Here is a 25,384-nt window from a genome sequence, read left to right as displayed (position 1 = left end):
GAATTCCTCTGGATAGGCCCCTTTGCTGTCGAGGTCCGACCAGTAGCTCTCCGGAAAGCGGCGGCAGAGCTCGCGGACTGACTGGCGGAGATCCCCCGCGACCTCCTGCCGGGCCGCCACTTGCCTCCTGCGCCTGCTCACTGCCCCAAGGATGCCAGGCGGGGGCCGGCCTGGTGGGGAACTGTCAGCAGGGTGACATTCCGTGTGTCGCCCAGGCGTCGGACGCCTTCGCACCCCGCCGCCTAGGCTCAGCCATTAGGTGGCACATGGTCACTGAACAATCGTCAGGTAAGAGAGGGAGCGATGGGTACAACTGCAGAACTCGAGCGCAACCAGGTGGCGGTCGTGCTTGGCTATGAAACGGCGATCGATCTCGAGGTCGGCAATGCCGGACCGGCCGGCGATGAGGTCCCGATGGAGTTGGTCGGCGCTGTCGCCGGCGGCGAGCCACTGCCTGGGCAAACGCGCCCAGACGTGGTCGATTCATCGTTTGCAGCCGCCTTGGGAGCGCCCACACAAGTGGTGACGCTAGAGCCACTTGGTCGTGACGACGAAGCGAGCCGAGGAGAACTCCAGTCGACGGAACTGCGCGTCAAGCAAGATCTCGCTCGTGAGCTCCACGATCGAGTCGCTCAGACACTGACGACGATGCTGGTCGAGATGGAGAACTTCAAGGCTGGCGAGTTGGGAAGCGAGCGCGTGGTCGCGGAGGTGACCTACTACCAGGACGCGACCCGCGAGGTGCTCGGCAACATCCGGGCCATCCTTCATGAGTTGCGGGGCGATGAGGACGTAGGCCACGACCTGCCGGACCGGGTCCGCCGACTGCTCGACCGGTTCCAGGCCCAAACGGGCATCCTCACCCGGCTGTCCGTCGCGCCGCGCTGGCCGGTGCGCATGGCGATCATGGCTGCGATCAACCTTTACCGGATGCTGGTGGAGGCACTCAACAATGTCCGCCTGCACAGCGGCGCGAAGCTGGTCGAGATTTCCTTCCAGATCACGGATGGCGACCTGGCAGTGGTGAGCGTCATCGATGATGGGCAGGGCTTCCGAGGTGGCCTGGCGGACGAGATGGGGCTGGGCATGCTCGGCATGAGGGAACGCGCACTGCTACTTGGAGGCGATTTGTCCATCACACCCATACCCTCCCGCGGCACCGAACTTGCAGTAGTGATTCCGAAGGACAAGCTGATATGAGTGTCAGCACCGAGACCGTGAAGGTGGTCGTCGTCGACGATCAGACACTGTTTCGCAGCGGGCTCGCCCTGCTGCTGGGTGAGGATTCTCGGATCCAGGTTGTCGGCCAGGCCGGCAACGGACTGGCCGCCATAGATCTGATTTCCTCACTCAAGCCCGATGTGATCCTGATGGATGTAAAGATGCCGGAGCTGGACGGCATCGAGGCCACCCGGCGCATCGTCGCCGCCAATCCGGACGTGAAGGTGCTGATCCTCACCACCTTCGACACGGAGTCCAGCATCCTTCACGCGTTGCAGGCCGGGGCTTCGGGCTACGTGCTCAAGGACTCGCGGGCGGACGCCATCGTCTCCAGCATCCTGGCCGTGATGGCTGGCGAGCGGGTGATGGCCAGCAGCGTGGCGGCGCGGGTGCTCGACATGCTGACCGGTACCAGCACCCGCAACGAGTTCTACGATGGGCTGACCCCGCGAGAGATCGAGGTCCTGCAGCTGCTGGCGAGTGGTATGGCCAACAAGCAGATCGCCTACAAGCTGCGAATCAGCGAAAAGACTGTGCGCAATCACGTCAGCAACATGTACGAGAAGCTGCACATCTTCGACCGCGCCCAGGCCGTCCTCTATGCGGTTCGCAAGGGCCTGATCGACCTCTAAACCTCAGGCGTTGCGCAGCCTTCCCGGCCGCGAAGTGCCTGGCCGCGCGAACCGAGGACCCAGCCTTCGACATTGACGCGAGGATCCCGCGAGAATCGACAATAATGACCTCCGGCGGGCAGAACAGGAGAAGTGCCGGAGAACCTAAGCCCAGGCGACCTTCAGCGTGTCTTCGGCCTCGCGCGCCGTCACCGATATCCGGCCGGAGAAGCCATCATGCACGAGGGCGACCCCGCTGACAGCGTTCACGTGATCCTCAAGGGTCGAGTGGCAAGCCTGGTCAACAGCCGGTCCGGTCAGCAGCTCACGTTCTCGATCATGGGGGAGGGGGACCTCTTCGGCGAACTGGCACTGCTCTCGACCCAGGCCAAACGCTCAGCGACCATTCGGGCCTTGGAGGCGACCGAAACACTGAGGGTCGGCCGGGAGGACTTCCAGAGGTTACGTCTGCAGAGTCCAGAGGTGAGTGAGATCCTCATCCAGCTGCTGGTGAGACGCGTGCTGCGGTTGTCCCAGCATCTGCGGGAAGCGCTGCACGTGCCGGTCGAGGCCCGGATGGAACTGGCTGCCCTCTACGGCGGCTCGGCGCCCGGCACGGTGATCCCGCTCAGCCAGGACGACCTGGCCGGCCTGACCGGAGCTGCCAGGGCAACCGTGAACCGGGTCCTCCGCGAGGAGGAGGGTCGCGGGGTTGTCTCTCTGAAGCGGCGGCGGGTCACCATCGTCGACCCTGGAGGGCTTCGCCGACGCGCCCAGATCGACGACTGATTGGCTTGTGCTCGAATGGGCAACCAGACACCGTAGCTCAGGGATAGACTAACTCCCACACCACATAACACTTTGGTCATCAACTGACTGGCGCGCGTGGACTTGAACATGGACTCTGTAATCCGGGTAGCCGTCGTGAATCAATCAAGCAAGCGCGCCAGCGAGGCGCTGCGGCTGGTCGAAGCGTTGCAGACCCAGGTCACCCGAGACTTCCAGCCGGCTTGGGGGATGGATGCTCAAATCCATTACTTCGGCCCCGAAGCTGACCTGCCCCAGCGTTGGTGGCGGCTCTTACTTCTCGACGACAGGCCGAAAGGAGATCCCCACGGGGAGTTCGGACACTACACCAACGAGAAAGTCGGTGAGGGGTGGGTGCCGGTGGCCTATGTTTACACTGCTCCGGCCGGGGCGGCTTGGACGCGCACCGCTAGCCATGAACTGGTTGAAATGTTGTGTAACCCATATCTCTGCGCCGCGTCATACGAACATAGGAGTCACGGGGAGCTTCACCTCTATAGCCTCGAAGCCTGCGATCCGTGCCAGACGAGCTTCTACACGATCGATGGGGTGGAGGTCTCGAATTTCGTCTACCCGGCGTTCTATTCTGAGCATCGACCGAGGCCACTGGACCATCTGGGACGCTTGGAAAAGCGCTACTTCCCGCTGTCCGGCGGCATAGTCAGTGTGTACGACTCGGCCAAGAATGGCTGGGTGGGTAGGACGCCCGACCCAGCTGATTCTGGCAAGCTGAGGTCACTGCCGGCGCTGGAAGGGGACCCCTTTCAGAACAACGGTCTGACCATGTTCCGCCCTGTTGGCTCCGAAATCCTACCCGGCCCTCCTCAATCGTCCCCCTGATCGAGGAGTGCCGTGTCACAGTCGACCCCAGGCCGTGTAGTTTTCCTTCTGACTGACATCGAAGGGTCCGCGAGCCACTGGCAGCGGCGCCCTGAGCGTATGCGCGTCGCTCTTCAACTGCACGATCGCCTCGTCGCTGCGGAGGTCGAGCGCTTCGGAGGAAGCGTGTTGACGAGCCATGGAGAGGGTGACAGCTACTTCGCTGTGTTCGACCGCATACGGCCCGCGGTGGAATGCGCGGCTTCGATCCAGTGGCACCTACGCCACCAGTCGTGGCCCGAACGCACGCGCCTTCGCGTGCGCATGGCGATCCACGACGGTGAAGGTGGACCGGACTACCGTGGACCTTCGGCGAATCGCTGCGCTCGGCTGCGCTCGTGCGCGCACGGCGGCCAAGTCCTCCTGTCGTCGACCGCTGCGAGTCTCGCCTCTGGCACCCTTCCTGACGGCATCGGGCTTCGAGACCTTGGCGAGCACAGCCTGCGTGACGTTCCCGAACCGGAAAGAGTCTTTCAACTGGTAATGAAAGGCTTGCCATCCCGGTTCCGGCCACTGCATTCGCTGGGCGCCTCCAGCCACAACCTCCCAGAGTTGACCAGTTCGTTCGTCGGACGCCGCCGGGAGGTCGCCTATTTGAAGCGGGTCCTTGTGCGGGCGGCAGTCGTCTCCCTTGTTGGTCCGGCGGGTACCGGCAAGACGCGCCTGGCCCTGAAAGTCGCGAGGGACCTGCGAGAACAGTACGCGGGGGGCACCTGGTTCATCGACCTGGCTCCCCTGCGCGACCCGCAGCTTCTGGTTCAAGTGGTGATGGCAGCGCTCGGACTCCGCGAGGAGTCGACGCACCCGCCACTAAAGACGCTGCAGGAAGCGCTTCACGAGCGGCGGACGCTGCTCATCCTTGACAATTGCGAGCATCTGGTGGACGCGACGGCGCGGCTTGTGGAGCGGCTTGGGGCCACATGCCCGGAGTTGAAGGTGTTGGCCACCAGCCGTGAGGCCCTCAACATCGGAAGAGAGGTCGTATTCCCCGTAACGCCTCTGTCGGTTGAAATTGTCGGTGGCTCAACGTCTGGGGGCGTCCTCCGCTCGGAGGCAGCCCAGCTCTTTATCGAGAGGGCTCGCTCGGCGCGACCTGGCTTCACCCCAGGCGAACGCGGCTTGGCAGCGATCGGCGCCCTCTGCAGTCGGCTCGACGGTCTGCCCTTGGCCATTGAGTTGGCAGCCGCAAGGGTGGCCGTTATGTCGCCAGCCGAGGTGCTGACCCGGCTCGAGGACCGGTTCACGCTCTTGTCTGGCGGCGGCCGGCGTACCGCCCTCGCTCGACACCAGACGCTCCGGGCGGCCATCGATTGGAGTTATCAGCTGCTTGACGAGCGGGAGCGGACGCTGTTTCACCGGCTCAGCGTCTTCAGTGGCAGTTTCGGGCTCGAGAGTGTGGAGGCTGTGTGTGGTGGCGACCCACTCGAGCCCCGAGAGATTATCGGAGTCCTGCAGCGAATCGTGACCAAATCACTGGTGGTGGTCCGCGAGGAACGAGAACACGTGCGCTACGTAATGCTGGAAACGCTTCGCGATTTCGCTCGTGAGCGACTGGTGGCATCAGGCCAGGTAGGATTGGTGCGCCGGAGTCATCTCGACCATTACCTAGCACTGGCCGCCAACTCGGCGCGTGATGAGGGTGGGCCAACCGAAGCGCCCTGGATAGAGCGGTTGGAGCGCGACTATGACAACTTCATAGCGGGCCTCGATTGGGCGCGGAGCAACGATATCGAGGCCTGCCTGCGATTGTGTGGCGGACTCACTTGGTTCTGGCTCGTTCGCGGGCGCTTCAGCGAAGGCCGCCAGCGAATAGCTGACGCTCTCGTAGACGGCGCCGAAATCACAGCCGCGCGGGCTGACGCCCTCCGCTGCGTCGGCCGGCTGGCGTTGCCACAGCGCGATTACGCTGCCGCGATCGCTGCGACCGAGCGCAGCCTGGACATCAGTCGTAAGCTCGACGACCGGCAGGAGATCGGGCGGTGTCTAAATAACCTGGCGGTGTTCGCCATGCATCGGGAGGCCTTCGAGGAGGCACGCCAATACTATGAGGAGAGCTTGGCAGTCTTCCGCGAGATTGGCAACCAACGTGCTCTGGCGATCCTGCTCGGCAATTTCGGCGTGCTCCAGACCGAGAACGGTGCGCTGGAGGAAGGACGCAGGCTGCTGGAAGAGACCATTGAGATTCACCATAACCTCCAGAACGGTGGTCCCGAGGCTGCTTTTCGCGCGGAGCTCGCCGTCAACTACCTTTGTCGGGGCGACCGCGAAGCCGCTCAGACGTGCGCCTTGGAAGGCGTCCGACTGGCTTCGGCGTTGGGTGATCAGACCACTGTCGCCCTATGTCTGGAGGCTTTGGCGTGGCTGGCAGCTGAGAGTGGCCAAGCGGAGACAGCCCTGCGATTGGCTGGGGCTGTCCGTCGGCTGCGTAGGGTGTTAGATGTACTTCCCTCCCCGGTTTCGCAGAAACGGGAGGCCCGGTGGTTGGCGCCGATTCGCTTGCGAATGCCGGAAAGAGCCGAAGGGCTGGAGAGGGAGGGAGAACTGCTGGCGATCGACGACGCTTTCGCTCTCGCGGAAGGTGTCGGCAGCTTCTCGAATATGCCCTCCGGTGGCGGATCGGGTCCATTGTCGTCCGGTTGACGCGTCGTAGCTGCTTCGAGGCTGGCGCAGAGATACAGGGGCGGTCAGCGACGTCGGTGGGGGCCAGGCTGATCCTGCACCGTTGGCCGGTGGCATGTGGCGAGGACAATTACCGGGAAGGCTCGCCGCGCCGTAGACCACTCATTCTCATGGTGTGACCTGGCCGAAAGGGTTCAGCGTAGCCAGTCATCGCAAGCTCGTAGACGGCCTCATAGCCGTCTGCCATGCGGCCCACGTTGAAGCGCTCGGCGACGCTTGCCCGGCACCCCTCCGGATCGATCTCACCAAGGCGCCCAACCAGCTGCGCCAGCTCTTCTGCGGTGTCCCCCAAGAAACCCGTGACGCCAGGCTCGACCAGCTCGCGAGCCGCACCGCGCGGAAACGCCAGCACAGGTGTTCCGGATGCCATGGCCTCGACCATGGCGAGACCGAAAGGCTCGTCCCAGACAATGGGAAAGAGCATGGCCCGGGCCCGGGCGAGAAGGTCCTTCTTCTCCTCGCCGACCACGTTTTGGATCCACGTCACGCGATCACCAAGGTAGGGCTCGATCTTGGTGGCGAAGTACTCACGCGAGCGCAGGTCGGGGTCGACCTTGCCCGCGAGGACGAGTGGTAGGTTCGCCTGGCGGGCAACCTCAATTGCGACGTGCTGCCCCTTGTCGGGAGTAATCCGAGCCAGCTGGAGCAGGAAGTCGTCCTTGTGGGCCGAAAAACGCAGCGACTGAGCGTCGACCGCGTTGTGCACCACCGCGTCCCAGCGGATGTCTTCGCTTCCCACCTTCTGTGCCTCGCTGATCGCCACGAGCCCAATCTCCCGGTCCACCTCGCGGAGAAAGTCATACTCCTTGGGGCCGATCCTGCCGTGCATGGTGGCGACGGCTGGGAACGGGACGCCGAGGGTGTGGGCGAGCATGATGCCGGGGTACTCCGTGTGCTCGTGAACTACGTCGAATTGATCGCCCTTCAGGAACTGGTAGACCCGTCGCAGGTACGTGGCCTCCCGGACCCGCTGGTCGGGCGTGCCAAGGTCATTGAACCAGTCGTCGTCGGCCATAGCTACAACGTTCAACTCGGGATCCGAGCCCTGGCACGCGAAGACAGTGAGGTCATGCCCGCGGTGCAGCAGCTCCCGCCCGAGCAGGTCGACCACCAGCTCGATGCCGCCGTATCCGCGCGGCGGCACCGGTATCCAGGGCGGTGCGACGATAGCGATGCGCAGTCTGCCCATTCCTTGGCTACCAGCTCTCCCAGTGAGTGATGGCATCGAGCGGGATCCGAGGCGCCGGTTTGAAGCCCATGCCGGTGTAGAAGGCCACAGGGGTCAACCCGGTCTGGGTGACGCGGTCGAAGGGGATATTGAGCAGGTCGGCGACCTCGCGCTCGAACGGGAGGTGCAGCGTGGTCCAGGCAGTGCCCAAGCCGCGCGTTCGCGCGGCGAGCATGAAACTCCAGAACGCCGGCAGGACCGAGCCGTAGAGACTCGCCTGAACGGCCGTCGGCGCTCCCTCCGGCGGGCGGCCCATGATGCACGGGATCAGCAGCCACGGGGCTTCGTGCATCCGCTCGCGCAGGTATTGCGACGATGTCCTGACCGCGTCACCGCGCTTGGCCCTGACGTCCCCATCCGGGTAGGTTGGCCCGGGCTGGCTCGCGTAGGCGTCGAACGATCGGCCGTAATAGTCGGCGATGACCTTCTTCTTCGCCGGATCGGAGACGAACACGAACTGCCAGCCCTGGCGGTTGGAACCGGTCGGCGCCTGGACGGCGATCTCCAGGCACTCGAGGAGCAGCTGGCGGGGAACCGGGCGCTCGAAGTCGAGCCGTTTGCGGACGGCCCGGGTCGTCGTCAGAACCTGGTCGGCGGAAAGGCTGGGATTGCTCATCGAGCTAATGGTCCTATCCGTTTCCTTCGGACTCTCCCACGGGCGATTACTCATCGTCGAGGAGATCCGCGAAGCGAGCCCTCGCCGCGGTGCGCCGGGTCGGGATGTGGTCGGAGGGGAACAGTCCAGGCGGTTTCTCGTAGTCCTTGAGGACGAGCCGCGCGACAGTCTGCCTGTGCACTTCGTCGACGCCGTCGTAGATGCGAGCGGCGCGAGCGTGACGGTACATCGCCTCCAAGGGAAGGTCGCCCGAGTAACCGAGGCCTCCGCAGGTCTGGATCGCACGATCGATCACCCTGTGCAGGACCGCCGCTCCAAAGAACTTGATCATGCCGATCTCCTGCCGCGCCGCCTGCTGACCAAACCTGTCCATCTTCCAGGCGGCGTGCAGGGTCATGAGGCGCGCCGCCTCCATCTCCGCCGCGGAGTCAGCGAGGAAGTTCTGGATGGTTTGCTTCGAGGCCAGAGGGCCTCCGAACGCCTCCCGCTGGAGCGCGCGTTCACACATGATGTCGAAGGCTCGCCGAGACTGGCCGAGCCACCGCATACAGTGGTGGATGCGTCCGGGCCCAAGCCTGTGCTGCGCGATCTTGAACCCCTCGCCGCGATTCCCGATCAGGTTGTCCCGGGGAACGCGAACATCCCGATAGTAGACCTCGGTGTGCCCGAAGCCAAACGGCTCGGGATCGCCCATCGTCGGGATGTTCCGGGCCAGGTCCACGCCCCGCGTATCGGTCGGGACCAGCAGCATCGACGCGCGCTCAAACGGTCCTGCTTCGGGGTCGGTCACCACCATCACTATCAGAACGGACGCGACGAGCCCATTGGTGGTGAACCACTTGTGTCCGTTTATGACCCATTCGTCGCCGTCGAGGATCGCGGTTGTCGACAGGTTCACGGGGTCGGACCCGGCGTTCTCCGGCTCGCTCATCGAGAAGCCTGAATAGATCTTCTGGTCGAGCAGCGGGTAGAGCCACTGCTCCTTCTGCTTCGGTGTCCCGAAGAGCGCCAGAACCTCCGAGTTGCCGGTGTCAGGCGCGTTGTTGCCGAAAACCATGGGGCCCCAGAACGAGCTGCCCTCGATCTCATGCATGAGCCCGAGCTTGAGCTGACCCATGCCCTGACCGCCCAGCTCGTGGGGCAGGTGGGTAGCCCACAGGCCGCGCCGTTTGACCTCAGCCTGAAGTTTGCCCACCAGGGCCCAGAAGCGGTCCTCCGGGAGCTGGTCGACGAGAACCTCGAGAGGCCAGACCTCCTCCTTCATGAAGGTCCGCATCCAGTCCAGCTTCACTTGGAATTCTGGTTCGGTTTCGAAGTCCCAGGCCAATTTCAGACGCTTCCTTCTTGAAGCAGACGGATTCCCTCATCGATGAACTCAACTATCGTCTCCGTTCGGCTCTCATACATCGGATCGAGCCGCTTGCCGCGGCGGTGAAGCATCAGGTTATAGCCAAATATGGCTGCGTACTTGTAGTACGTCAGCGCGAGATACCACCAGTATCCTGCCGCATCTGCGCCGTACCAGTTGAGGAGCAGATCGTCGGCGACGTCGACCTGGCCACCACCTGGCACACCGGCGCCTGCCCGTCCGGTGCGGGCGGCCAACGACAAGCAGGCGAGATCCAGCAGCGGCTGTCCCACCTCGGCTATCTCCCAGTCGAGAATCGCCACCACTCGCCTGTCCCTGAACAGCATGTTGCCGAAGTGATAGTCGCCGTGGACCAAGGTAGGCTGAGCAACTGGCGGGAGGTTGGCCGAGAGAAGGGCGGCAAGTGTCGGTGCCCGCCGGGTCAGCTGCTCGGGCGCTCGCTTCATCAGCCACACCCAACGGGTCACCTCCTCGTCCGGCGTCACCGCATGGTCGTCGCCGATGCCAGTCATCTCCAGCGGCAGCGCGTGAATCCTCTGGAGGGCCTCGATCCCGGACAGCGCAACCTCCTCGTCGGACATCAGGCCGGCCACCTTCTCGATGCGCTCCCCGTCGACGGCAGCCATGAGTACGAAGGGGCGGCCGTCGATGATGGACTCCTCACTCATCGCGATAACTTCCGGCACGGGCAGACCCCCGCCGCTGAGCGCCTGCATGATGCGGCCCTGGCGCGGGATGTCGGCGGGACCGGCGATCCGGGCACCAGGCGGCGGCAGCCGGAGGATCCCCTGCTGACCGCCTTCCAGGTGAGTCCGGTACGTGAACCCCGAGTGACCCTCCGGGACGAGGTCGACCGCCAGCACCCGCCGACCGAGTGCCCGTTCGAGGTCATGCTGGATGGTCATCCGTTCAGCACACTAAGGCTCACCCGCAGGGCTCTGTCAATACACTCTGGTGGGTGAGCCGAGGTGCAGCCTGGGAAGGTCATGGCAGCAGGCCGGCCGCGGATGTTGCAGACTGAGCGCTAAGGCGCCCGCCACCCACGTGTGGGCGCGCAGCAGGGAGGTCGAACCATGAACCAGTCCACCGGCGGGGGCAGTGTGGCCCGAGTCACCGAGATCGCGGCACGGTCGGAAAAGAGCTTCGACGACGCCATCCAGACAGCTGTGCAGCGGGCTTCGCAGACGCTTCGAAACGTGAGCTCAGCCTGGGTCAAAGAGCAGAAGGTGGAGGTCAGCAATGGCCGCGTGACTGCCTACCAGGTCAACCTGCTAATTACTTTCGTACTCGAGGGCTAGGCGATCGGGGGAACGTAGGTTCCCCCGCAGCCTCACCTCCTTGAGCGGCCCATCGACGCCTCACCTGAGCCAGAGGTGGGCGGCCACATAAGCGGCGTAGAGCAGCAGCAGTACACCGCCCTGGAGCCGGCTGACACCTCCCCGCCAGAGGAAAACCGCGGCCAGCCAGGTCGCGGCGACGAGGAATGGCCAGTCAAGCGAGCGCGTCAGTGAGGAGACCCGCACTGGAGCCACGACCGCGATGAGACCCAGGTTGAAGAGCACGAAGTAGAGGACTGTTCCCACCAGATTGCCGGCGCTGATGTCTGGCCGGCCCTCCTTGGCCGGGATGGCCTGGCGGATCACCTCCTCTAGCTCGATCGCCGCTGGCGTCACGATCATCCCCACCAGGGCAGCCGGCACAGAGTAGATGCTGATCATCCGTTCGGCGCCGAACGTGACCAGCTCGGCGCCGAGCGCGATGACGCCGATCCCGACCAGCGTGAGGAGTGCGGGAACCCACCACTGCCTCGACTTCTCGGCGCCTTCAAGCGCTTCCCCAGCGGCCAGGAACAGATGCGTGCGAGAGGCGTTGACCAGGTAGCCGAGGGCCAATGCAAAGGCGACCAGCAGTACGGCTCCGGCGATCCTCGAAGTCCTGTCGCCAATCAGCGCCAGGCCGGCGACCAGGGGGGACGCTGCCAGGACCAGCACGACTCCCCTTGGTAGGTCGACTCGAAGGGGAAACAGAACCGCCCCCAGGCCCAGCGCCACACAGGCGACGAAGATCCCACCGCCGAACACAGTCCCCAGAGCGATGTCAGCGGCATCCGCGTGGGCCGCGACAACGCCCACTGCCACATTCTCCGCCTCCAGTCCGGAGAAGATCCCAGCGATCGCGAAGGGAGCCAGGCGCAGCAGCGAAGCGAGACCGACCATGCCCTCCAGGAGTCGCTCGGTCGCCCAGATCACCACCACCACTCCGAGCACGAAGGCCCCGACCGAGAGGGCGAGGTTCTGGATCAGGGCGGGACCTCCTAAGGCTGAAACCGGACGCGTGGGCCGGAGCGGCGCTCGCTAGTGTCGGACCTCAGTGATTCTGGTGACCAGTTGGGAGCCAGCGTCCGGCTGCTCGGGACATCCGCCGCCTTCCTGGTCGCATGTCAAGCGGCTTTCTCAGCTTTCGTTCGATTGCCTTTCCCGATGGCCGCTCGTACGCTCGGCAGCATGACACTCGCTACGGCGCGCACCGACTCAAGTCTCGACAGCCGGCGCTGGATCATCGCCGGGGCGGCCATCGTCATGCAGCTGGCGCTGGGTGCCGTCTACGCCTGGAGCGTCTTTGTCAAGCCGCTGAAGGATCTGAATCACTGGAGCACCACCCAGGTCAGCCTGACCTTCACGCTCGCCATCTTCTTCCTCGGCATCGGCTCCACCATCGGCGGCTTCCTGCTTGACCGGGTGGGCCCACGTCTCATGGGGACGATCGCCGGCATCGTCTACGGAATCGGCGTGATCGGGGCGTCTTTGGGCGCCCGCAACCTGCCGGTCCTCTATCTCTTCTATGGCGTCATCGGCGGCCTCGGTCTGGGACTGGGCTACATAGTGCCAGTGGCCACGCTTGTCAAGTGGTTTCCCGACCGGCGGGGACTCATCACGGGCCTCGCCGTGGGCGGCTTCGGCGCCGGCGCGCTCATCACCGCTCCTGTCGCCACCCAGCTGATAAAGAGCAGCGGCGTGCCCACCACCTTTCTGAGCCTGGGGATTGTCTATCTACTCGTGGTGGTGGTGGCTGCCCAGTTCTATCGCGCCGCCCCGGCCGGCTACGCGCCCGCCGGCTGGCAGCCGTCAGAGGTGCAGAAGACACAGCGGGCGGGTAAAGACTTCACCATCGGCCAGGCGTTGGGGCGCTGGCAGTGGTACTGCCTCTGGCTGATGCTGGCGCTGAACGTGTCAGCCGGCATCATGCTCATCTCGCAGGCGGCGCCCATCGCGCAGGAGGTGACCGGCACCACAGCCCTGGTCGCGGCCGGGCTGGTGGGTCTGATCTCCATCTTCAACGGCGCCGGCCGGGTCGTCTGGGCCACGATCTCCGACTACATCGGCCGCCGCTATGTCTTCCTCACCATGTTCCTGCTTCAAGCGGTGATCTTCTTCGTGCTGCCACTGGCAGTCAGCTACCTGTTCTTCGCGGTCCTGGCGTGCGTGATTGCGCTCTGCTACGGCGGGGGCTTCGGGACCATGCCCGCCTTCGCCGCCGACTACTTCGGGCCCCGCTTCGCCGGTTCGATCTACGGTCTGATGCTGACCGCCTGGGGTGTGGGCGGGATCGTCGGACCGATTCTCATCGCCCAGGTGCGCGATCGAACCGGCCACTACTCCACAGCCATGTACGTCATCGCGGCGGTGATGCTGATCTCGGCGGTGGTGCCGCTCATCATCCGACCGCCGCGCGCTCAAGCGCAGGAGGTGCTCACCGCCCCCGAGCCGGCGGTATGAGGAACCCGCTTGCGCGCTGGCCGGCCGCCCGCCAGCTGACCGGTCGCGATCGCACCGGCCGGGGCGAGGCGGCGCGCTCCCAGCGCACGATCGAGCTGCAACCCCGCACCCACCAGGCTGACCGCGTCGTGCAGTCCATCTGTCCGTTCTGCGCTGTCGGCTGTGGGCAGCGAGTCTATGTCCAGAACGAGGTCGTCACGCAGATCGAGGGCGACCCGGACAGCCCCATCTCACGCGGCCGGCTCTGTCCCAAGGGCGCCGCCAGCCGCAACCTGGTTCAGTCACCCCTACGCGAGTACAGGGTGAGATACAGGCGGCCGTACGGGACTGAGTGGGAGGACCTGTCCCTCGAGCGAGCTGTCGACATGATCGCGGATCGAGTGATCACCGCGCGGGCGGAGGGCTGGCAGGACCATGATGCCGACGGCCGCTCTCTCAACCGCACCCTCGGCGTCGCCAGCCTGGGCGGCGCCACCCTTGACAACGAAGAGAACTACCTGATCAAGAAGCTCTTCACAGCGCTCGGCATCGTCCAGGTCGAAAACCAGGCCCGCATATGACACAGCGCCACTGTCCCCGGTCTGGGGACAAGCTTCGGTAGGGGCGGCGCCACCACCTTCCTCCAGGATCTCCAGCACTCCGACTGCATCCTCGTGATGGGGTCGAACATGGCGGAGAATCACCCCGTCGGCTTCCAGTGGGTCATGGAGGCGAAGCTCAAGGGCGCGCCCGTGATTCACGTCGATCCTCGGTTCACGCGAACCAGCGCCAACGCCAGCTTCCATGTGCCCATTCGGGCCGGCAGCGACATCGCCTTCCTGGGCGGCATAGTCCACCACATCCTGGAGACCGACAGCTGGTTCAAGGACTATGTCCTGCCCTACACGAACGCGGCCAACATTGTGGGCGAGAAGTTCCGCGACACCGAGGACCTGGATGGCCTGTTCAGCGGCTGGGATCCTGCCAAGGAGGGCTACGACACCGCGAGCTGGCAGTTTGCGGGAATGGCCAAGGCCAATTCAGCCCCGGAGGGCCAGGGCAGTGCCGCCAAGGCGGAGCCCAGCGGCGGCCTGGGCGGCGGTCTGGCCGACGCCGAGCCCGAGCGAGACGAGACGCTGCAGCATCCGCGCTGCGTCTTCCAGCTGCTGAAGCGGCACTTCAGCCGCTACACGCCGGAGATGGTGGAGGAGCTGACGGGTGTCCCCCGGGAGCGCTTCGTCCAGGTGGCCGAGCTGCTCTGCGCCAACTCAGGGCGTGAGCGCACGTCGGCCATCGTTTATTCGGTCGGCTGGACCCAGCACACAGTCGGCGTCCAGCTCATCCGCACTGCCGCGATCATCCAGCTCCTGCTGGGCAACATTGGCCGGCCTGGCGGCGGCATCATGGCGCTGCGCGGACACGCCAGCATCCAGGGCTCGACCGACATCCCGACCCTCTACGACCTGCTGCCTGGCTACATCCCAATGCCGCACGCCGAGGATCAAGACCTCCAGACCTATCTCGACGGCCACGTGAAGAGCGGCGGTGGCTGGGCCAGACTGGACAGCTACCTGATCAGCCTTCTGAAGGCGTACTGGGGCGAGGCGGCCACGCCCGAGAACGACATGAACTACGGCCGCCTGCCGCGCATTGACAAGGACCACTCGACCTATCGCACGGCCATCGCAATGCTGGAGGGCAACGTCAAGGGCTACTTCCTGCCTGGTGAGAACCCCGCGGTCGGCTCCGCCAACGGCAAGCTGCAGCGGGCCGCGATGGCGCAGCTGGACTGGCTCGTGGTGCGGGATCTGTTCCTGATCGAGAGCGCCACCTTCTGGCAGGACGGGCCGGAGGTGGCCGGCGGCCAAACTCGGCCTGAGGACTGCAAGACTGAGGTTTTCTTCCTGCCGGCGGCTGCCCACACGGAGAAGAGCGGCAGCTTCACCAACACGCAGCGGCTGGTGCAGTGGCACCACCAGGCGATCGAGCCGCCCGGAGACTGCCGCAGCGAGCTGTGGTTCTACTACCACCTGGGCCGCGTCATCCGCGAGAAGCTGGCCGCTGCCAAGGACCCGCGCGATCGGGGAATTCTGGAGCTGACCTGGGACTACGGAGCGTCAGGTCCAAAGGCCGAGCCCAGCGCCGAGGCTGTTCTGCGGGAGATCAACGGCTGGGATCAGAGAGGGCGCCCGCTGAGCGGCTTCGCCGAGCTGAAAGCCGACGGCTCCACGGCATGCGGCTGCTGGATCTACTCAGGGATCTATGCCGACGGCGTGAACCAAGCCGCGCGGAAGAAGCCGGGCAGCGAGCAATCCTGGGTGGCACCGGAGTGGGCCTGGGCCTGGCCGGCCAACCGCCGTCAGCTTTACAACCGAGCGTCAGCAGACCCGGCCGGAAACCCCTGGAGCGAGCGCAAGCGCTATGTCTGGTGGGACGCCGAGCGGGCTGAGTGGCAGGGCGATGACGTGCCCGACTTCAACCGCACCAAGGAGCCCCAATACCAGCCGGGCGAGGGCGCCAGTGGCGACGCCGCGCTGTCCGGCGACGCGCCCTTCATCATGCAGGGGGATGGCCGCGGTTGGCTTTACGCGCCCTCCGCGGTCCTGGACGCCCCGCTGCCGCCGCACTACGAGCCGCACGAGTCACCCGTCCGCAACCGCCTCTACGAGCAGGAGGCGAACCCGATGCGGGAGATCTACAACCATCCGCTCAACCCTTACAACGAGGACCCGGAGAAGTACCCGTTTGTAATGACCACCTATCGCCTGACCGAGCATCACACGGCCGGCGCCATGAGCCGCAACGTGCCTGTGCTGAGCGAGCTCCAGCCTGAATTCTTCTGCGAGATCAGCCCCGAGCTGGCCGAGCTTCGGGGCCTGGAGCAGGGCGGCTACGCGGCGATCATCACTGCCCGCGGCCGGATCCATGCCCGGGTCATGGTGACCGATCGCATAGCGCCGCTGCAGGTGGCCGGCAAGACCCTCCATCAGGTGGGCCTGCCCTACCACTGGGGCCAGCGCGGCCTCACGCGCGGCGACTCGGCCAACGACGCGTTCCCCATAGTGCTCGATCCCAACGTGCACATCCAGGAGGTGAAGGCGGCCACCTGCGACATCCGGGCGGCGGAGCGACCGAAGTGGCCGTAAGCAGCGGCCCGCCGCCCTATCCCGGCGAGGTCTTGGTCCAGCCGGTAGCGGGGGACGAGGTGGGCTTCTTCACCGACAGCTCCATCTGCATAGGCTGCAAGGCCTGTGAAGTCGCCTGCAAGCAGTGGAACAACGTGCCGGTGGACGACATCCGCTACCTGAACAGCTCCTATGACAACACAGGCGAGCTGTCCGCCAACAGCTGGCGGCACGTGAGCTTCTTCGAGCAGAAGCGCGACGGCGGAGTCGCCTGGCTCATGAACTCCGATGTCTGCAAGCACTGCAAGCACGCCGCCTGCCTGGACGTCTGCCCCACCGGCGCCATCTTCAGGACCGAGTTCGACACGGTGGTCGTGCAGGCCGATGTCTGCAACGGCTGCGGCTACTGCATTCCCGCCTGCCCATTCGGCGTGCTGACCCGACGCGAGGGCGTGGTCGATCAGCCGGCTGAGACGCACGTTGCCCAGAAGTGCACGATGTGCTACGACCGGCTCAAAGGGGGGGACGAGCCGGCTTGCGCCCAGGCCTGCCCCACCAAGTCGATCCAGTTCGGCCCGCTGCCCGCTCTGCGGGAGCGAGCGCAGCGTCGCTTGGACGTGCTGCACCAAGAGGGGGTTGACTCGGCGCGGCTTTACCTGGCTGACCAATCAGACAATGAGATCGGCGGCGCCGGCGCGTTCTTCCTGCTCCTCGATGAGCCGGCCAAGTACCGCTACCCCGAACGTCCGATCACGCCCACCAAGCGCCTTGGGGGCATGTGGCTGGCGGCGGCCGCGGCGGCCGCGGTCGCTCTCGCCGGCGTGGGCGCAGCGGCGGCAAGCGGCCGCCGTTGACAGCGCAGACAACCGCTGAGGGGGGCTACTACGGCCGCCCGGTCCTGAAGGAACCCGTCTGGAAGCCGGAGGTGGCCGTTTACTTCTGGCTGGGCGGGCTGGCCGGAATTTCGGCGGTGCTCGGCTTTGCGGCCCGGCTTTCCGGGAACGACCGTCTGGCGCGGAGCGCCTGGTTCACAGCCTTTGCGGCGCTGCTGCCGTGCCCGCCGCTGCTCATAGTCGATCTGGGCAGACCCGAGCGTTTCTACAACATGCTGCGCGTCCTGAAGCCGACCTCTCCCATGAGCATGGGCACGTGGGTTCTCACCGCGTTCGGTGGGGTTACCGCCGCGGCGGCCGCGGGTGAACTGCTGGGCGGCATCTTTGCCACCCTCGGCCGGGTGGCCGAAGGCGCAGCCGCGCTGCTGGGGCTGCCGCTGGCGACGTACACAGCTGTGCTGCTGGCTGATACGTCGGTTCCGGTCTGGCATCACGCGCGCCATCACCTCCCCTTCGTTTTCGCCGGCAGCGCCACCGCCAGCGCGGGCGCGGCGGGCGCGATCCTCACCCCCTCTCAGCATTCACGACCGGCTCGCCTGGCGGCGATCTTCGGGGCGCTGCTGGAGCTCGGCGCGGCGTTTGCGATGGAGCGGCGGCTGGGCCCCGACGCCCGCCACTACCACGAGGGCGCGGCGGCGCGACCGGCCCAGGCGGCGCGCGCGTTGACAGGCGCGGGCGCGGCGCTGATGACTCTGGGCGGCAGGCGGCCGGTGGCGATGGCCGCGGGAGTGCTGCTCCTGGCGGGCTCGCTGGCCGAGCGGTTTGCAGTCCTGAGGGCCGGCCCCAGCTCGGCCCGAGCCACCGCCGACGGAGGCACAGTCCGGGGCTAACAGTCCTGACTTCCTGGCGGTTTAAAACTGGCCGCCGCTTACTGCCACAAGGGCAGCCACGCCCAAGCCGACGAGGGCGAGGACGGCGATGGAGTCAGGGCCCATCCGCAGCCACTGCCGGGTGGGGCGGAAAGCATGCCCACCCCGTAGACAGTGGTCAGCAGGATGCCCAAGCAGGCCAGCAAGACGTCTGTGTACTGGGCCGTTCCCAGCACTGACTGGCCACTCAGGAGGCAACCTATCCATGGCTGGGCAGACTACTGGCCGCTGGGTCTACAGGCGCGAGCGGGCGGCCCAGAGCTCGGGGAAGAAGCGTTTGTCGAGACGTGAGCGCAGGTAGCTGGAGCCGGTCGAGCCGCCGGTACCTGTCTTACTGCCGATCTGGCGCTCGACCATCTGCACGTGCCGCGCCCGCCAGAGGCTGAAGGTCTGATCGTGCTCCAGCAGCGATTCGGAAAGCTGGAAGAGGTCCCGGCGGGAGTGATCGTTGAAGAGGCTCTCGATGCTGGAACCGCTCGCCTTCAGCAGGGCGGCAAACGCATCCGCCAGAGACGGCTCCGCCAAGCGGCGCTCCAGGCGCGCTCTCTCCCCGCTGTCAGTCTCCAACCGCCGCAGATAGGCCGGATCCTTCAAGCCCGAAAGGAACTCGATCTCCCGGAACTGGACAGACTGGAAACCGCTGGCGGGCGCCAGGCGGTGGCGAAACTGGAGGAAGTCCTGCGGCGCCATGGTGTCCAGCACATCGACCTGATGGATGAGCAGACTCTCGATGACCGTCACGCGCCTGAGCCGCCACTGGCTGGTCAGGCAGTCGCCCGCCTGCATCGCCTGCCGGGCCCCCTCCAACTCGTAGAGGATCAGCTTGAACCACAGCTCATAGGCCTGATGGATGGTGATGAAGAGCAGCTCGTCGTGCGCGTCAGTCAGCGGCTGCTGGAGCTGAAGCAGTTCAGCGATCTTGAGATAGCTGCCGTAGCTGAGCCGGCGGTCCTCCTCACCGAAGCTGGGTCCGCCGCCGCTGGCGGCGCGACTCTCAGGAGGCAGCCCGCTCATCGCGCCACGGCCGCGGCCCAGCGCTCACCCTGAGCTGCCCAGATCGCCTGCGCCCAGGCGGCGTACTGCGCCTCGCTGGGGTGCAGACCGTCGTCAGAGAGCCAGCCAGCCTCAGAGCGTCGACTGATGGGAACCACGTCGGCAAAGAGCATGCCACGCTCTTCGGCCTCCTGGCGCGCCACAGCGTTGACAGCGTCCAGCTGTGCACGAATCACCGCAGGAGCGCCGAACTGCCCGGCAGCCGGCGTCGATGACCAGTCTGGAACTGAAACTGCCAGAACCGCCCGGCCTGGCACGCCCGCCCTGAGCACCGCTTCGTAGATGGCTGTCAGGTTGTCGCGATAGCGGGCGAGCGGCCAGCCCTGGACCACGTCGTTGGCACCTATCAGGACGCTCACCAGATCCGGTCGCGAGCGCAGCAACGGCAGCTCCTCCCGGATCAGGTCGACTGTCGTATAGCCGTTGACCGCCGGGTTGGTGAGTCGCACCGGAGAGCGCAGTTTGGCCTCCAGCCTGGGCACCAGCAGCGCGGGGAAGGCGCGGGCGGTCGTGGTGGCGCCGGTGCCAATCGTGTAGGAATCGCCCAGAGCGAGGTAAGTGAGTGCATCTCGGGCCGGCATGCCCGCTCCACAATAGGGATGGTTAGAGCAACCTAGGCGGCCAAGCCCCTGACGGCGGCCTTCAGCGGCGGTGACCGGATTTGACGGCGTCGAACAGCAATCGACCCCAGCCGGCTGCTCTTGGCCGCCGGCGCTGGCGGCCACGTCCGTATCTGCGAGCTTCTCGGGCCACCAGGCCCGGATCGGCCAGGAGCGCGCTGGCAGCACCCTCCGGACCGGCCGGTAGACCTCCCTGCTCCAGGTCGAGCCAGAGGCGCGTCAGCGTCAGATAGATGTCGGCCTCCGTCCAATCCGGCAGGCGGCGTTGGACCTCACGGGCAGTGACGACGTCCATCAGTGGCCGGTAGACGGTGTCGTACCAGCTCGCCGCCGCCTCGCTCAGCGGGACCTCCCGGCCGGTCTTCAGTGCGAGAAAGTAGCGGTGACCCTGGATGTGATCGAGGATGACGTCGTAGCGGCCCAGCTGGCTGCAATCGAGTCGCGCCCGAGGCCGGGTCCTGTCAAGCCCTGTCTTCTCCAGGAAGTCGGCGTATTCGGCCGCCCTGAGCAGCTCCTCTGCATTCAGCTCGTCCGCGACTGGCACGCGAGTCTTGAGCTCGACCACCCTCGCCGTCAGCTTCGTCCAGCCAAGGTGCCGGGCGACTGAGACCTGGTGGTGACCCTTCCTGACAAAGTAGGACTTCCCCACCAGGTAAACCTCGATCGGTGGCATCTCGTCGCCGCGTTCCATCCGCTGGTAAAGCTGTACCCAACGCTGGCGCAGATGGCGGCTGCGGGGAAGGAAGGAGGGATCGAAGTCGGGTGAGTACGTCTCGGCGCCCTTGATTTGGGTCAGCGGGATCTCGCGCACCCCCAGGTCGCGCTCGCCTGCGCTCCCGACCGCGTCCACCACCTCGCGCAGTTGGGGCACGGCGGGCGTGCCTGGGTCCAGGGGAGCACCGAGTTCCTGGTTCTCGGCTTCTCGGCGCTCCTCTCGAAACTCCAGTTCGGCGCGGACGGGAGCGGGGACTTCGCGGGCCCGGCGATCGCCCAGCCGGCGAAGGATCCGCGCCACCAGCTGGCGATCCGGTTGAACCTGATTCGGCGGTCGCCAGCCTTCCACGTCGCTGAGGAGATCGCCCAGCGCCGCGGCGAGCGCAGCCGCGTGAAGGTCCTGCGGAGCGGCGACCGCAAACCGAGCCACCTCCTGGCGCGCCGTCGCTACGGCGTGGCGGACTTCCCGGCCGCCCAGCCGCCGCTCCACCGCATCGACCACTGCGGCGCCCGCTGCCAGCAGATGCGGTCGAGCCTGGCGCCACCTATCGGAATCGTCGTCAGTGGCAGGGGCCTGGGCCGCCTGCCTCGCCAGCGCTCGGACCGTGCGGTACAGATAGGCGACCAGCCGGAGACGATCCTCGAGGCGGCTCAAGTCATGGATGCGGCCAAAGTGCCAGGGGTTCCAGCGCAGGGCGTCCTCCGCCTCGCCCACGTCGGACACCGCTTCGTCCGCCCGCTCGCTGTGATCGCGCACGCGCCTGCGGTTGGCCTCAGCCTCGGGCGTCCCCGCCAGCTCCAGCGTGCGCTGGACGTCGGTGCGCAGGTCCACGCTCACTCGGCGGAAGGCCTGGCGAAGGCCGCGGACAGGGTTGGGCGGCCAGATGAGTGCTGCCACGGCGATCCCCACAGCGCCGCCCAGCGCCGTCTCCCAGAGGCGGTCGATGTTGTCCGCCCGGCCCGAGGCCAGCACCAGCAGAGCAGAGACGGCTATCTGGTTGTTGAAGCCTTGGCGGGACACCTTGAGCCAGCCGCCCATCAGCATGCAGATGAAGATGACCCCGGCCAGCACCAGCGACGAGACGCCCAGGAAGTGCTCCGCCAAGAGCCCCAGGGCCAACCCGGCAGCCACGCCGAGCAGGAATTGGACGGCGTTGAGAAGCGAGCCGTAGGCGTGTCCCTGCATGAGGATGATCACAGCCAGCACGGCCGCGAAGGGCCGCTGATTCAACGGCTGGCCAAGAGCCCAGACGAGTCCGGAGGCGAGCGCAACCTTGAGCGACTGCACAGCCAAGGGCGACAGGAAGCTGGGTGGCTCGGCCAGCCGCCAGGCGACCCTCTGGAAGCGTCTCATCACATGTACTCCTTCTACCAACCCACCTGGCAGCGGCGGCAGGCGCCGAAGCCACCGGCCGCGAGGGCTGGCTCTAGGTTCGAAAGGACCGAGCGCTGACGGATGTGGTCAGACTGGGTTCGATGGACGCTTCCCGCTTCCTCTTCGTCGGCGCCTACACGGAGGCGAACACGCAGCCCTCCGGGCACGCCGAGGGCATCTGCGTTTTTCGCAGAACAGCGGAGCCGGATCAGCTCGAACTGGTGAGCATTGCCCGCGAGGCGCGCAATCCATCCTTTCTGGCGCTCCATCCCAGCGGTCGCTTTCTGTACGCAGTCAATGAGCTGGAGCAGGGGTCGGTCAGCGCGTTCGCAGTTGCGCAGGACGGCCGGCTCCGCCTCTTGGCCGAGCAGTCGAGCGGCGGCTCGGCGCCGGCACACCTGAGCGTCGACGCCAGCGGCAGCTCCGTTCTGGTCGCCAATTACGTGAGCGGCAGCTGGGCTGTTCTGCCCATCCGGAGTGACGGCGGTCTGGAGGCGCTCAGCGACCTCTGGCAGGCGAGCGGATCGGGCCCTGACCGAAAGCGCCAGGAAGGCCCGCACGCCCATTTCGTGACCCAGGTACCCGGCAGCTCGTTGGTGCTCGGGTGCGATCTGGGCTGCGATCGCATCCGGCTCTGGCGCCTGATCGAAGCGCCCGGTCGACTGGAAGCGGCCGCCCCGGACAGCTGGGTGGCGAGGCCGGGCTCGGGCCCCCGCCACGCCTGCTTCCACCCCGCCCTACAGCTGATCTACGTCGTGAACGAACTCGACTCCACTGTCGACGTCCTGGCTCAGGAGCCCGGCGGCCTCAGCCATCGGCAGACGGTCACCTGCTTACCGTCTGGTTTCAGCGGCGAAAGCACAGCCGCCGAGATCGCTCTGCATCCTTCGGGCCGACACCTCTACATCTCCAACCGCGGCCATGACAGCGTCGCGGCATTCGCCGTCGACCCCGACCGAGGTGATCTGACGCCTGCCGGCTGGTGGCCAAGCGGAGGCAAGAATCCGCGGTCGTTTGCCATCGAGCCCGAGGGCAGCGTCCTCTACGCGGCCAACCAGGACGCGGACGCGATAGTGTCCTTCGCCATTGACCGCAGCAGCGGCCACCTGAGCCAGCTGGGGCAGGCCGCAACCGCGCCCAGCGCGGTCTGCCTGCTCTTCGACGGCTCCGGCCGCCGGCTCGGGGCGTCTACTTGAGCGCGCCGACGATCTGAGTGAACTTGCCCTGGATCGCAGTGCCAAGCTGTGTGAGCACCACGATCACCACCACAGCCACCAGAGCCAGGATCAGCCCGTACTCGACCATGCCCTGCCCGCGCTGACGGGCGCGATCGGAGACCGGAAGCGGCCTCAGCATCAATTCAGCGAGCAATCCGGGCATTGCCCACAGCTTCCCTAGAACGCGATCCCCCCGCATTTGAGCACCTTTATCTTCAAGCGAATCACCGACGACGGGGAAGACTATACACCAGTCCTCCGGGACAAACGGCGGACAGCGGCGAGTGGGACAGTCTAAGCTAAGAGGGAGATGAGGCGTGAAGTGGTCCGCACCCTACTGGTGGTGGCCGAGCGGCCCTACTTGTGGGCCGCCGTCAGGGAGTTGGTCGGCCCGGAGCTTGCGCTCGTGCGGCAGACGCGCCCGACTGATCTGGCCGCGGCCTGGCACCAGGCAGATCCCTGGCCCTGGCTCGTGGTGGGGGGCGCCGCGCATGTGCCGGCCGACCTGACGGAGCTGGTGCAGGAGCTGCCGGTGCCGGTTTGGTGGCTGGGTGAGCCGCAGGGCGAGTTGCCCCCCGGCACCCTGCAGTTCTCAGCCTGGGCCCAGTTGGAGACGAGACTCCGGGCATTGAGCGGGCCCGTCCTGGGACTTCAGTTCGCCCCTCTCCGCGGTCTGAAGACACCGGCCGGGTATCTCACGCGAGGGACAGCCGACCTGGAGGGATTGATGGCCGCTTATCCCCGTGCCCTACCTCGCTTTCGCACCTTGCGCAGGGCCCGCCAAACAGTGCAGCGTGCGGGCGCCGGCTGTGCAGTGAGCGTGGCCCAGGGAGACGTGAGACTGGCACCCGTCGGGGAACACACATAGAGGAGGATTGTGGTAGCCGAAAATCAGACGCACCGCAAGCGACGAAGGCAGCTTTCGATGGCTGAATCCACCGGCGCCCGGCCGGAGGTGCTGGTGTTGGAGGACGATCCCGAGCAGCTCCAGCAGCTGGCGCAGGCGATCCGGGAGGCGGGCCTGCTCCCACTCGTCGCCGAGCACCCCCGCAAAGCGCTGGCCCTACTTCACACGGGCCGGCCCATCCTGGCAGTGATCGACCTCGACATGTCACTGGCAGAGAAGACCGGCTATACGGTCGAGCAGGTCCTGGAGCGGCTGCTGGAGGACTTCGGCGCCTGCACCCCGATCATCTACTCGGCCCACGTGGACCGCATCGAGCAGCGAGAGCGGGTGGCGCGAATTCATCCCTACGCCCAGATCCAGGACAAGAAAGAGGGGCTGGCCGCGCTGATCGAGAGGCTGGGCAAGATGCTTCAGGCGAGCTTGGGCGATCTCGTGGTCAATTCCGGCCGCGTGCACCATCAGCCCAGCGGAAAGCGCTTCAAGCACCGTGTGGCAGTGGCCCTCGTGGTGGCCACCAAGCTCCACCGTGACGTCCGCCTGGACGAGACCGAGGCGCGGGCGGTGCGCCGGTTCAGCCGCTGGTTGGACGAGGAGGTGGGTTCGGAGATTCAGGTACGCCCGTTCCGGAACCGGCACTACGACCTCGCGCCGCGAGCCGAGCCAGCCGGGACCGACCAGGACAGCTCTCCCGCGCTGCCGCGGCAGGGAGCCGACAACCAGGTCCTCATAGTCGACGGCGACGCCGATCAGCGGGCGGTGCTGGAGGGTATGGTCCGCCTGCTTCACCTGATGCCGCTGGTAGCCGCGACCGCGGCTGAGGCCGAGCGCATTCTGCTCGTCCACCGGCCAGTGCTGACCCTTGTCAACGTCGAGGCGAAGGGCAGAGCGGCTGCCGCCCTGGATGACCTGATCACGTATCTCTACGAGTCCTTCGGTGACTGCCTGGTCCTGGCCTACTCGAAGGACCTGAACTCGGTCAGGCAGCGGAGCCGGCTGGAGGAGCTGGACGCCAGCGTCCTGGTCCAGGACACCAGCAGTGGTTTGGAGGGCTTGCGCGAGCGGCTGGGCAAACTGGTCAGGGCCCGTTTCGGCGACATCTACAGCGAAGGCGGCCGGGTGTGGCATGAGAAGACGGGTAAGACCTATGCCCACCGCATCGCCCTGACGCTGCTGATGGCCGCCCGCGAGCAAGAGGTCGAGGTGGTGTTGGATCAGGCGGAGGGCCGTGCTGCACGACGGCTGCACAAGTGGCTGGAAGCAGTCGGTTCAGACGTGCGAGTCCGCCACAAGTACAACACCTACTACCTTGTGCTTGGGCCGGCTCAAGCCAGGCGCCGCGCGGGGACGAAGGCGGCTCAGGCGGCGCAGCCGAAGAAGCGGGGGGGCCCGCGGGGAGGGGCTGCGGTGGCCGGCGCATTGTGACTAACTTTTCTGCTTGCCAGGACC

At 66.1% G+C, this 25,384-nt stretch carries 23 protein-coding genes; 13 read left to right on the top strand and 10 right to left on the bottom strand.

Annotation, left to right across the window (positions count from 1 at the left end; translation table 11 throughout):
• The first annotated feature begins 303 nt into the window (after positions 1-303).
• The 4 genes from ACR2MZ_RS02040 (at position 304) to ACR2MZ_RS02025 (ending at position 3,479) form a co-directional block, all read left to right on the top strand.
• Complete coding sequence (locus tag ACR2MZ_RS02040; protein WP_434003414.1) at positions 304-1,200, top strand: sensor histidine kinase; 897 nt, start codon at positions 304-306, stop codon at positions 1,198-1,200.
• Positions 1,197-1,853 (top strand): response regulator, encoded by a 657-nt coding sequence (locus ACR2MZ_RS02035; RefSeq protein ID WP_434003413.1) that lies wholly within the window; start codon positions 1,197-1,199, stop codon positions 1,851-1,853. The genes ACR2MZ_RS02040 and ACR2MZ_RS02035 overlap by 4 nt, the downstream gene beginning before the upstream one ends.
• Positions 1,854-1,985: 132 nt before the next feature.
• On the top strand, positions 1,986-2,621 hold the full coding sequence (locus ACR2MZ_RS02030; protein WP_434003412.1) for a Crp/Fnr family transcriptional regulator: 636 nt from the start codon (positions 1,986-1,988) through the stop codon (positions 2,619-2,621).
• Positions 2,622-2,756: 135 nt separating this feature from the next.
• Entirely contained in the window at positions 2,757-3,479 is a 723-nt protein-coding gene (locus tag ACR2MZ_RS02025; RefSeq protein ID WP_434003411.1) for a hypothetical protein, read from the top strand.
• 15 nt (positions 3,480-3,494) lie between these two features.
• Here ACR2MZ_RS02025 and ACR2MZ_RS02020 read toward each other — a convergent pair whose 3' ends face one another.
• A complete protein-coding gene (locus ACR2MZ_RS02020) occupies positions 3,495-3,659 on the bottom strand; it encodes a hypothetical protein (protein WP_434003410.1) in 165 nt (54 codons plus the stop codon).
• 411 nt (positions 3,660-4,070) lie between these two features.
• Here ACR2MZ_RS02020 and ACR2MZ_RS02015 point away from each other — a divergent pair, with 411 nt between their 5' ends.
• The gene (locus ACR2MZ_RS02015; RefSeq protein WP_434003409.1) at positions 4,071-6,158 is read left to right on the top strand and encodes an ATP-binding protein; all 2,088 of its coding nucleotides are present in this window, start codon (positions 4,071-4,073) and stop codon (positions 6,156-6,158) included.
• Positions 6,159-6,267: 109 nt separating this feature from the next.
• Here ACR2MZ_RS02015 and ACR2MZ_RS02010 read toward each other — a convergent pair whose 3' ends face one another.
• Genes ACR2MZ_RS02010 through ACR2MZ_RS01995 form a run of 4 tightly spaced genes read right to left on the bottom strand, consistent with a single transcriptional unit; the run spans position 6,268 to position 10,315 of the window.
• Positions 6,268-7,386, bottom strand: coding sequence for a glycosyltransferase family 4 protein (locus tag ACR2MZ_RS02010; protein ID WP_434003408.1), 1,119 nt, complete (start codon positions 7,384-7,386; stop codon positions 6,268-6,270).
• Positions 7,387-7,393: 7 nt separating this feature from the next.
• Positions 7,394-8,041 carry a nitroreductase family protein gene (locus tag ACR2MZ_RS02005; protein ID WP_434003407.1) on the bottom strand — a complete coding sequence of 216 codons (648 nt, stop codon included), beginning with the start codon at positions 8,039-8,041 and terminating at the stop codon, positions 7,394-7,396.
• 46 nt (positions 8,042-8,087) lie between these two features.
• Positions 8,088-9,368, bottom strand: a complete 1,281-nt coding sequence (locus ACR2MZ_RS02000) for an acyl-CoA dehydrogenase family protein (RefSeq protein ID WP_434003406.1) — start codon at positions 9,366-9,368, stop codon at positions 8,088-8,090.
• 2 nt (positions 9,369-9,370) lie between these two features.
• Positions 9,371-10,315 carry a phosphotransferase family protein gene (locus tag ACR2MZ_RS01995; protein WP_434003405.1) on the bottom strand — a complete coding sequence of 315 codons (945 nt, stop codon included), beginning with the start codon at positions 10,313-10,315 and terminating at the stop codon, positions 9,371-9,373.
• Positions 10,316-10,483: 168 nt separating this feature from the next.
• On the opposite strand from ACR2MZ_RS01995, the gene ACR2MZ_RS01990 reads away from it, so the two are divergent.
• On the top strand, positions 10,484-10,708 hold the full coding sequence (locus tag ACR2MZ_RS01990) for a dodecin family protein (protein WP_434003404.1): 225 nt from the start codon (positions 10,484-10,486) through the stop codon (positions 10,706-10,708).
• Between the two features lie 60 nt (positions 10,709-10,768).
• Here ACR2MZ_RS01990 and ACR2MZ_RS01985 read toward each other — a convergent pair whose 3' ends face one another.
• Positions 10,769-11,710, bottom strand: coding sequence for a sodium:calcium antiporter (locus ACR2MZ_RS01985; RefSeq protein WP_434003416.1), 942 nt, complete (start codon positions 11,708-11,710; stop codon positions 10,769-10,771).
• Between the two features lie 204 nt (positions 11,711-11,914).
• On the opposite strand from ACR2MZ_RS01985, the gene ACR2MZ_RS01980 reads away from it, so the two are divergent.
• Genes ACR2MZ_RS01980 through nrfD form a run of 4 tightly spaced genes read left to right on the top strand, consistent with a single transcriptional unit; the run spans position 11,915 to position 18,013 of the window.
• Positions 11,915-13,186 (top strand): L-lactate MFS transporter, encoded by a 1,272-nt coding sequence (locus tag ACR2MZ_RS01980; protein WP_434003403.1) that lies wholly within the window; start codon positions 11,915-11,917, stop codon positions 13,184-13,186.
• Positions 13,183-16,311, top strand: coding sequence for a formate dehydrogenase (gene fdh, locus ACR2MZ_RS01975; RefSeq protein WP_434003402.1), 3,129 nt, complete (start codon positions 13,183-13,185; stop codon positions 16,309-16,311). Before ACR2MZ_RS01980 ends, fdh begins: the two co-directional genes overlap by 4 nt.
• A 32-nt stretch (positions 16,312-16,343) precedes the next feature.
• Positions 16,344-17,144, top strand: a complete 801-nt coding sequence (locus ACR2MZ_RS01970) for a 4Fe-4S dicluster domain-containing protein (RefSeq protein WP_434003415.1) — start codon at positions 16,344-16,346, stop codon at positions 17,142-17,144.
• On the top strand, positions 17,141-18,013 hold the full coding sequence (gene nrfD / locus ACR2MZ_RS01965) for an NrfD/PsrC family molybdoenzyme membrane anchor subunit (protein ID WP_434003401.1): 873 nt from the start codon (positions 17,141-17,143) through the stop codon (positions 18,011-18,013). Before ACR2MZ_RS01970 ends, nrfD begins: the two co-directional genes overlap by 4 nt.
• A gap of 273 nt (positions 18,014-18,286) precedes the next feature.
• Here nrfD and ACR2MZ_RS01960 read toward each other — a convergent pair whose 3' ends face one another.
• The 3 genes from ACR2MZ_RS01960 to ACR2MZ_RS01950 form a co-directional block, all read right to left on the bottom strand.
• Positions 18,287-19,066, bottom strand: coding sequence for a tryptophan 2,3-dioxygenase (locus ACR2MZ_RS01960; RefSeq protein ID WP_434003400.1), 780 nt, complete (start codon positions 19,064-19,066; stop codon positions 18,287-18,289).
• Positions 19,063-19,686, bottom strand: coding sequence for an SGNH/GDSL hydrolase family protein (locus ACR2MZ_RS01955; protein ID WP_434003399.1), 624 nt, complete (start codon positions 19,684-19,686; stop codon positions 19,063-19,065). The genes ACR2MZ_RS01960 and ACR2MZ_RS01955 overlap by 4 nt, the downstream gene beginning before the upstream one ends.
• A gap of 61 nt (positions 19,687-19,747) precedes the next feature.
• On the bottom strand, positions 19,748-21,793 hold the full coding sequence (locus tag ACR2MZ_RS01950) for an FUSC family protein (protein WP_434003398.1): 2,046 nt from the start codon (positions 21,791-21,793) through the stop codon (positions 19,748-19,750).
• 122 nt (positions 21,794-21,915) lie between these two features.
• Between ACR2MZ_RS01950 and ACR2MZ_RS01945 the strand changes: the two genes are divergently transcribed.
• On the top strand, positions 21,916-23,010 hold the full coding sequence (locus tag ACR2MZ_RS01945; protein ID WP_434003397.1) for a lactonase family protein: 1,095 nt from the start codon (positions 21,916-21,918) through the stop codon (positions 23,008-23,010).
• Here the strand turns inward: ACR2MZ_RS01945 and ACR2MZ_RS01940 are convergent.
• The gene (locus ACR2MZ_RS01940) at positions 23,003-23,194 is read right to left on the bottom strand and encodes a Flp family type IVb pilin (RefSeq protein ID WP_434003396.1); all 192 of its coding nucleotides are present in this window, start codon (positions 23,192-23,194) and stop codon (positions 23,003-23,005) included. The two genes, ACR2MZ_RS01945 and ACR2MZ_RS01940, sit on opposite strands and share 8 nt — an antisense overlap.
• A 147-nt stretch (positions 23,195-23,341) precedes the next feature.
• Here ACR2MZ_RS01940 and ACR2MZ_RS01935 point away from each other — a divergent pair, with 147 nt between their 5' ends.
• Both ACR2MZ_RS01935 and ACR2MZ_RS01930 read left to right on the top strand, forming a co-directional pair.
• A complete protein-coding gene (locus tag ACR2MZ_RS01935; protein WP_434003395.1) occupies positions 23,342-23,899 on the top strand; it encodes a hypothetical protein in 558 nt (185 codons plus the stop codon).
• 57 nt (positions 23,900-23,956) lie between these two features.
• Positions 23,957-25,360: a hypothetical protein gene (locus tag ACR2MZ_RS01930; protein ID WP_434003394.1), complete on the top strand. Its 1,404-nt coding sequence runs from the start codon at positions 23,957-23,959 to the stop codon at positions 25,358-25,360.
• Positions 25,361-25,384 lie beyond the last annotated feature (24 nt).

This window comes from Candidatus Dormiibacter sp. (assembly GCF_050999135.1).
Lineage (GTDB): Bacteria > Chloroflexota > Dormibacteria > Dormibacterales > Dormibacteraceae > Dormiibacter > Dormiibacter spiritus.
This window is presented reverse-complemented; position numbering and strand designations above follow the sequence as displayed.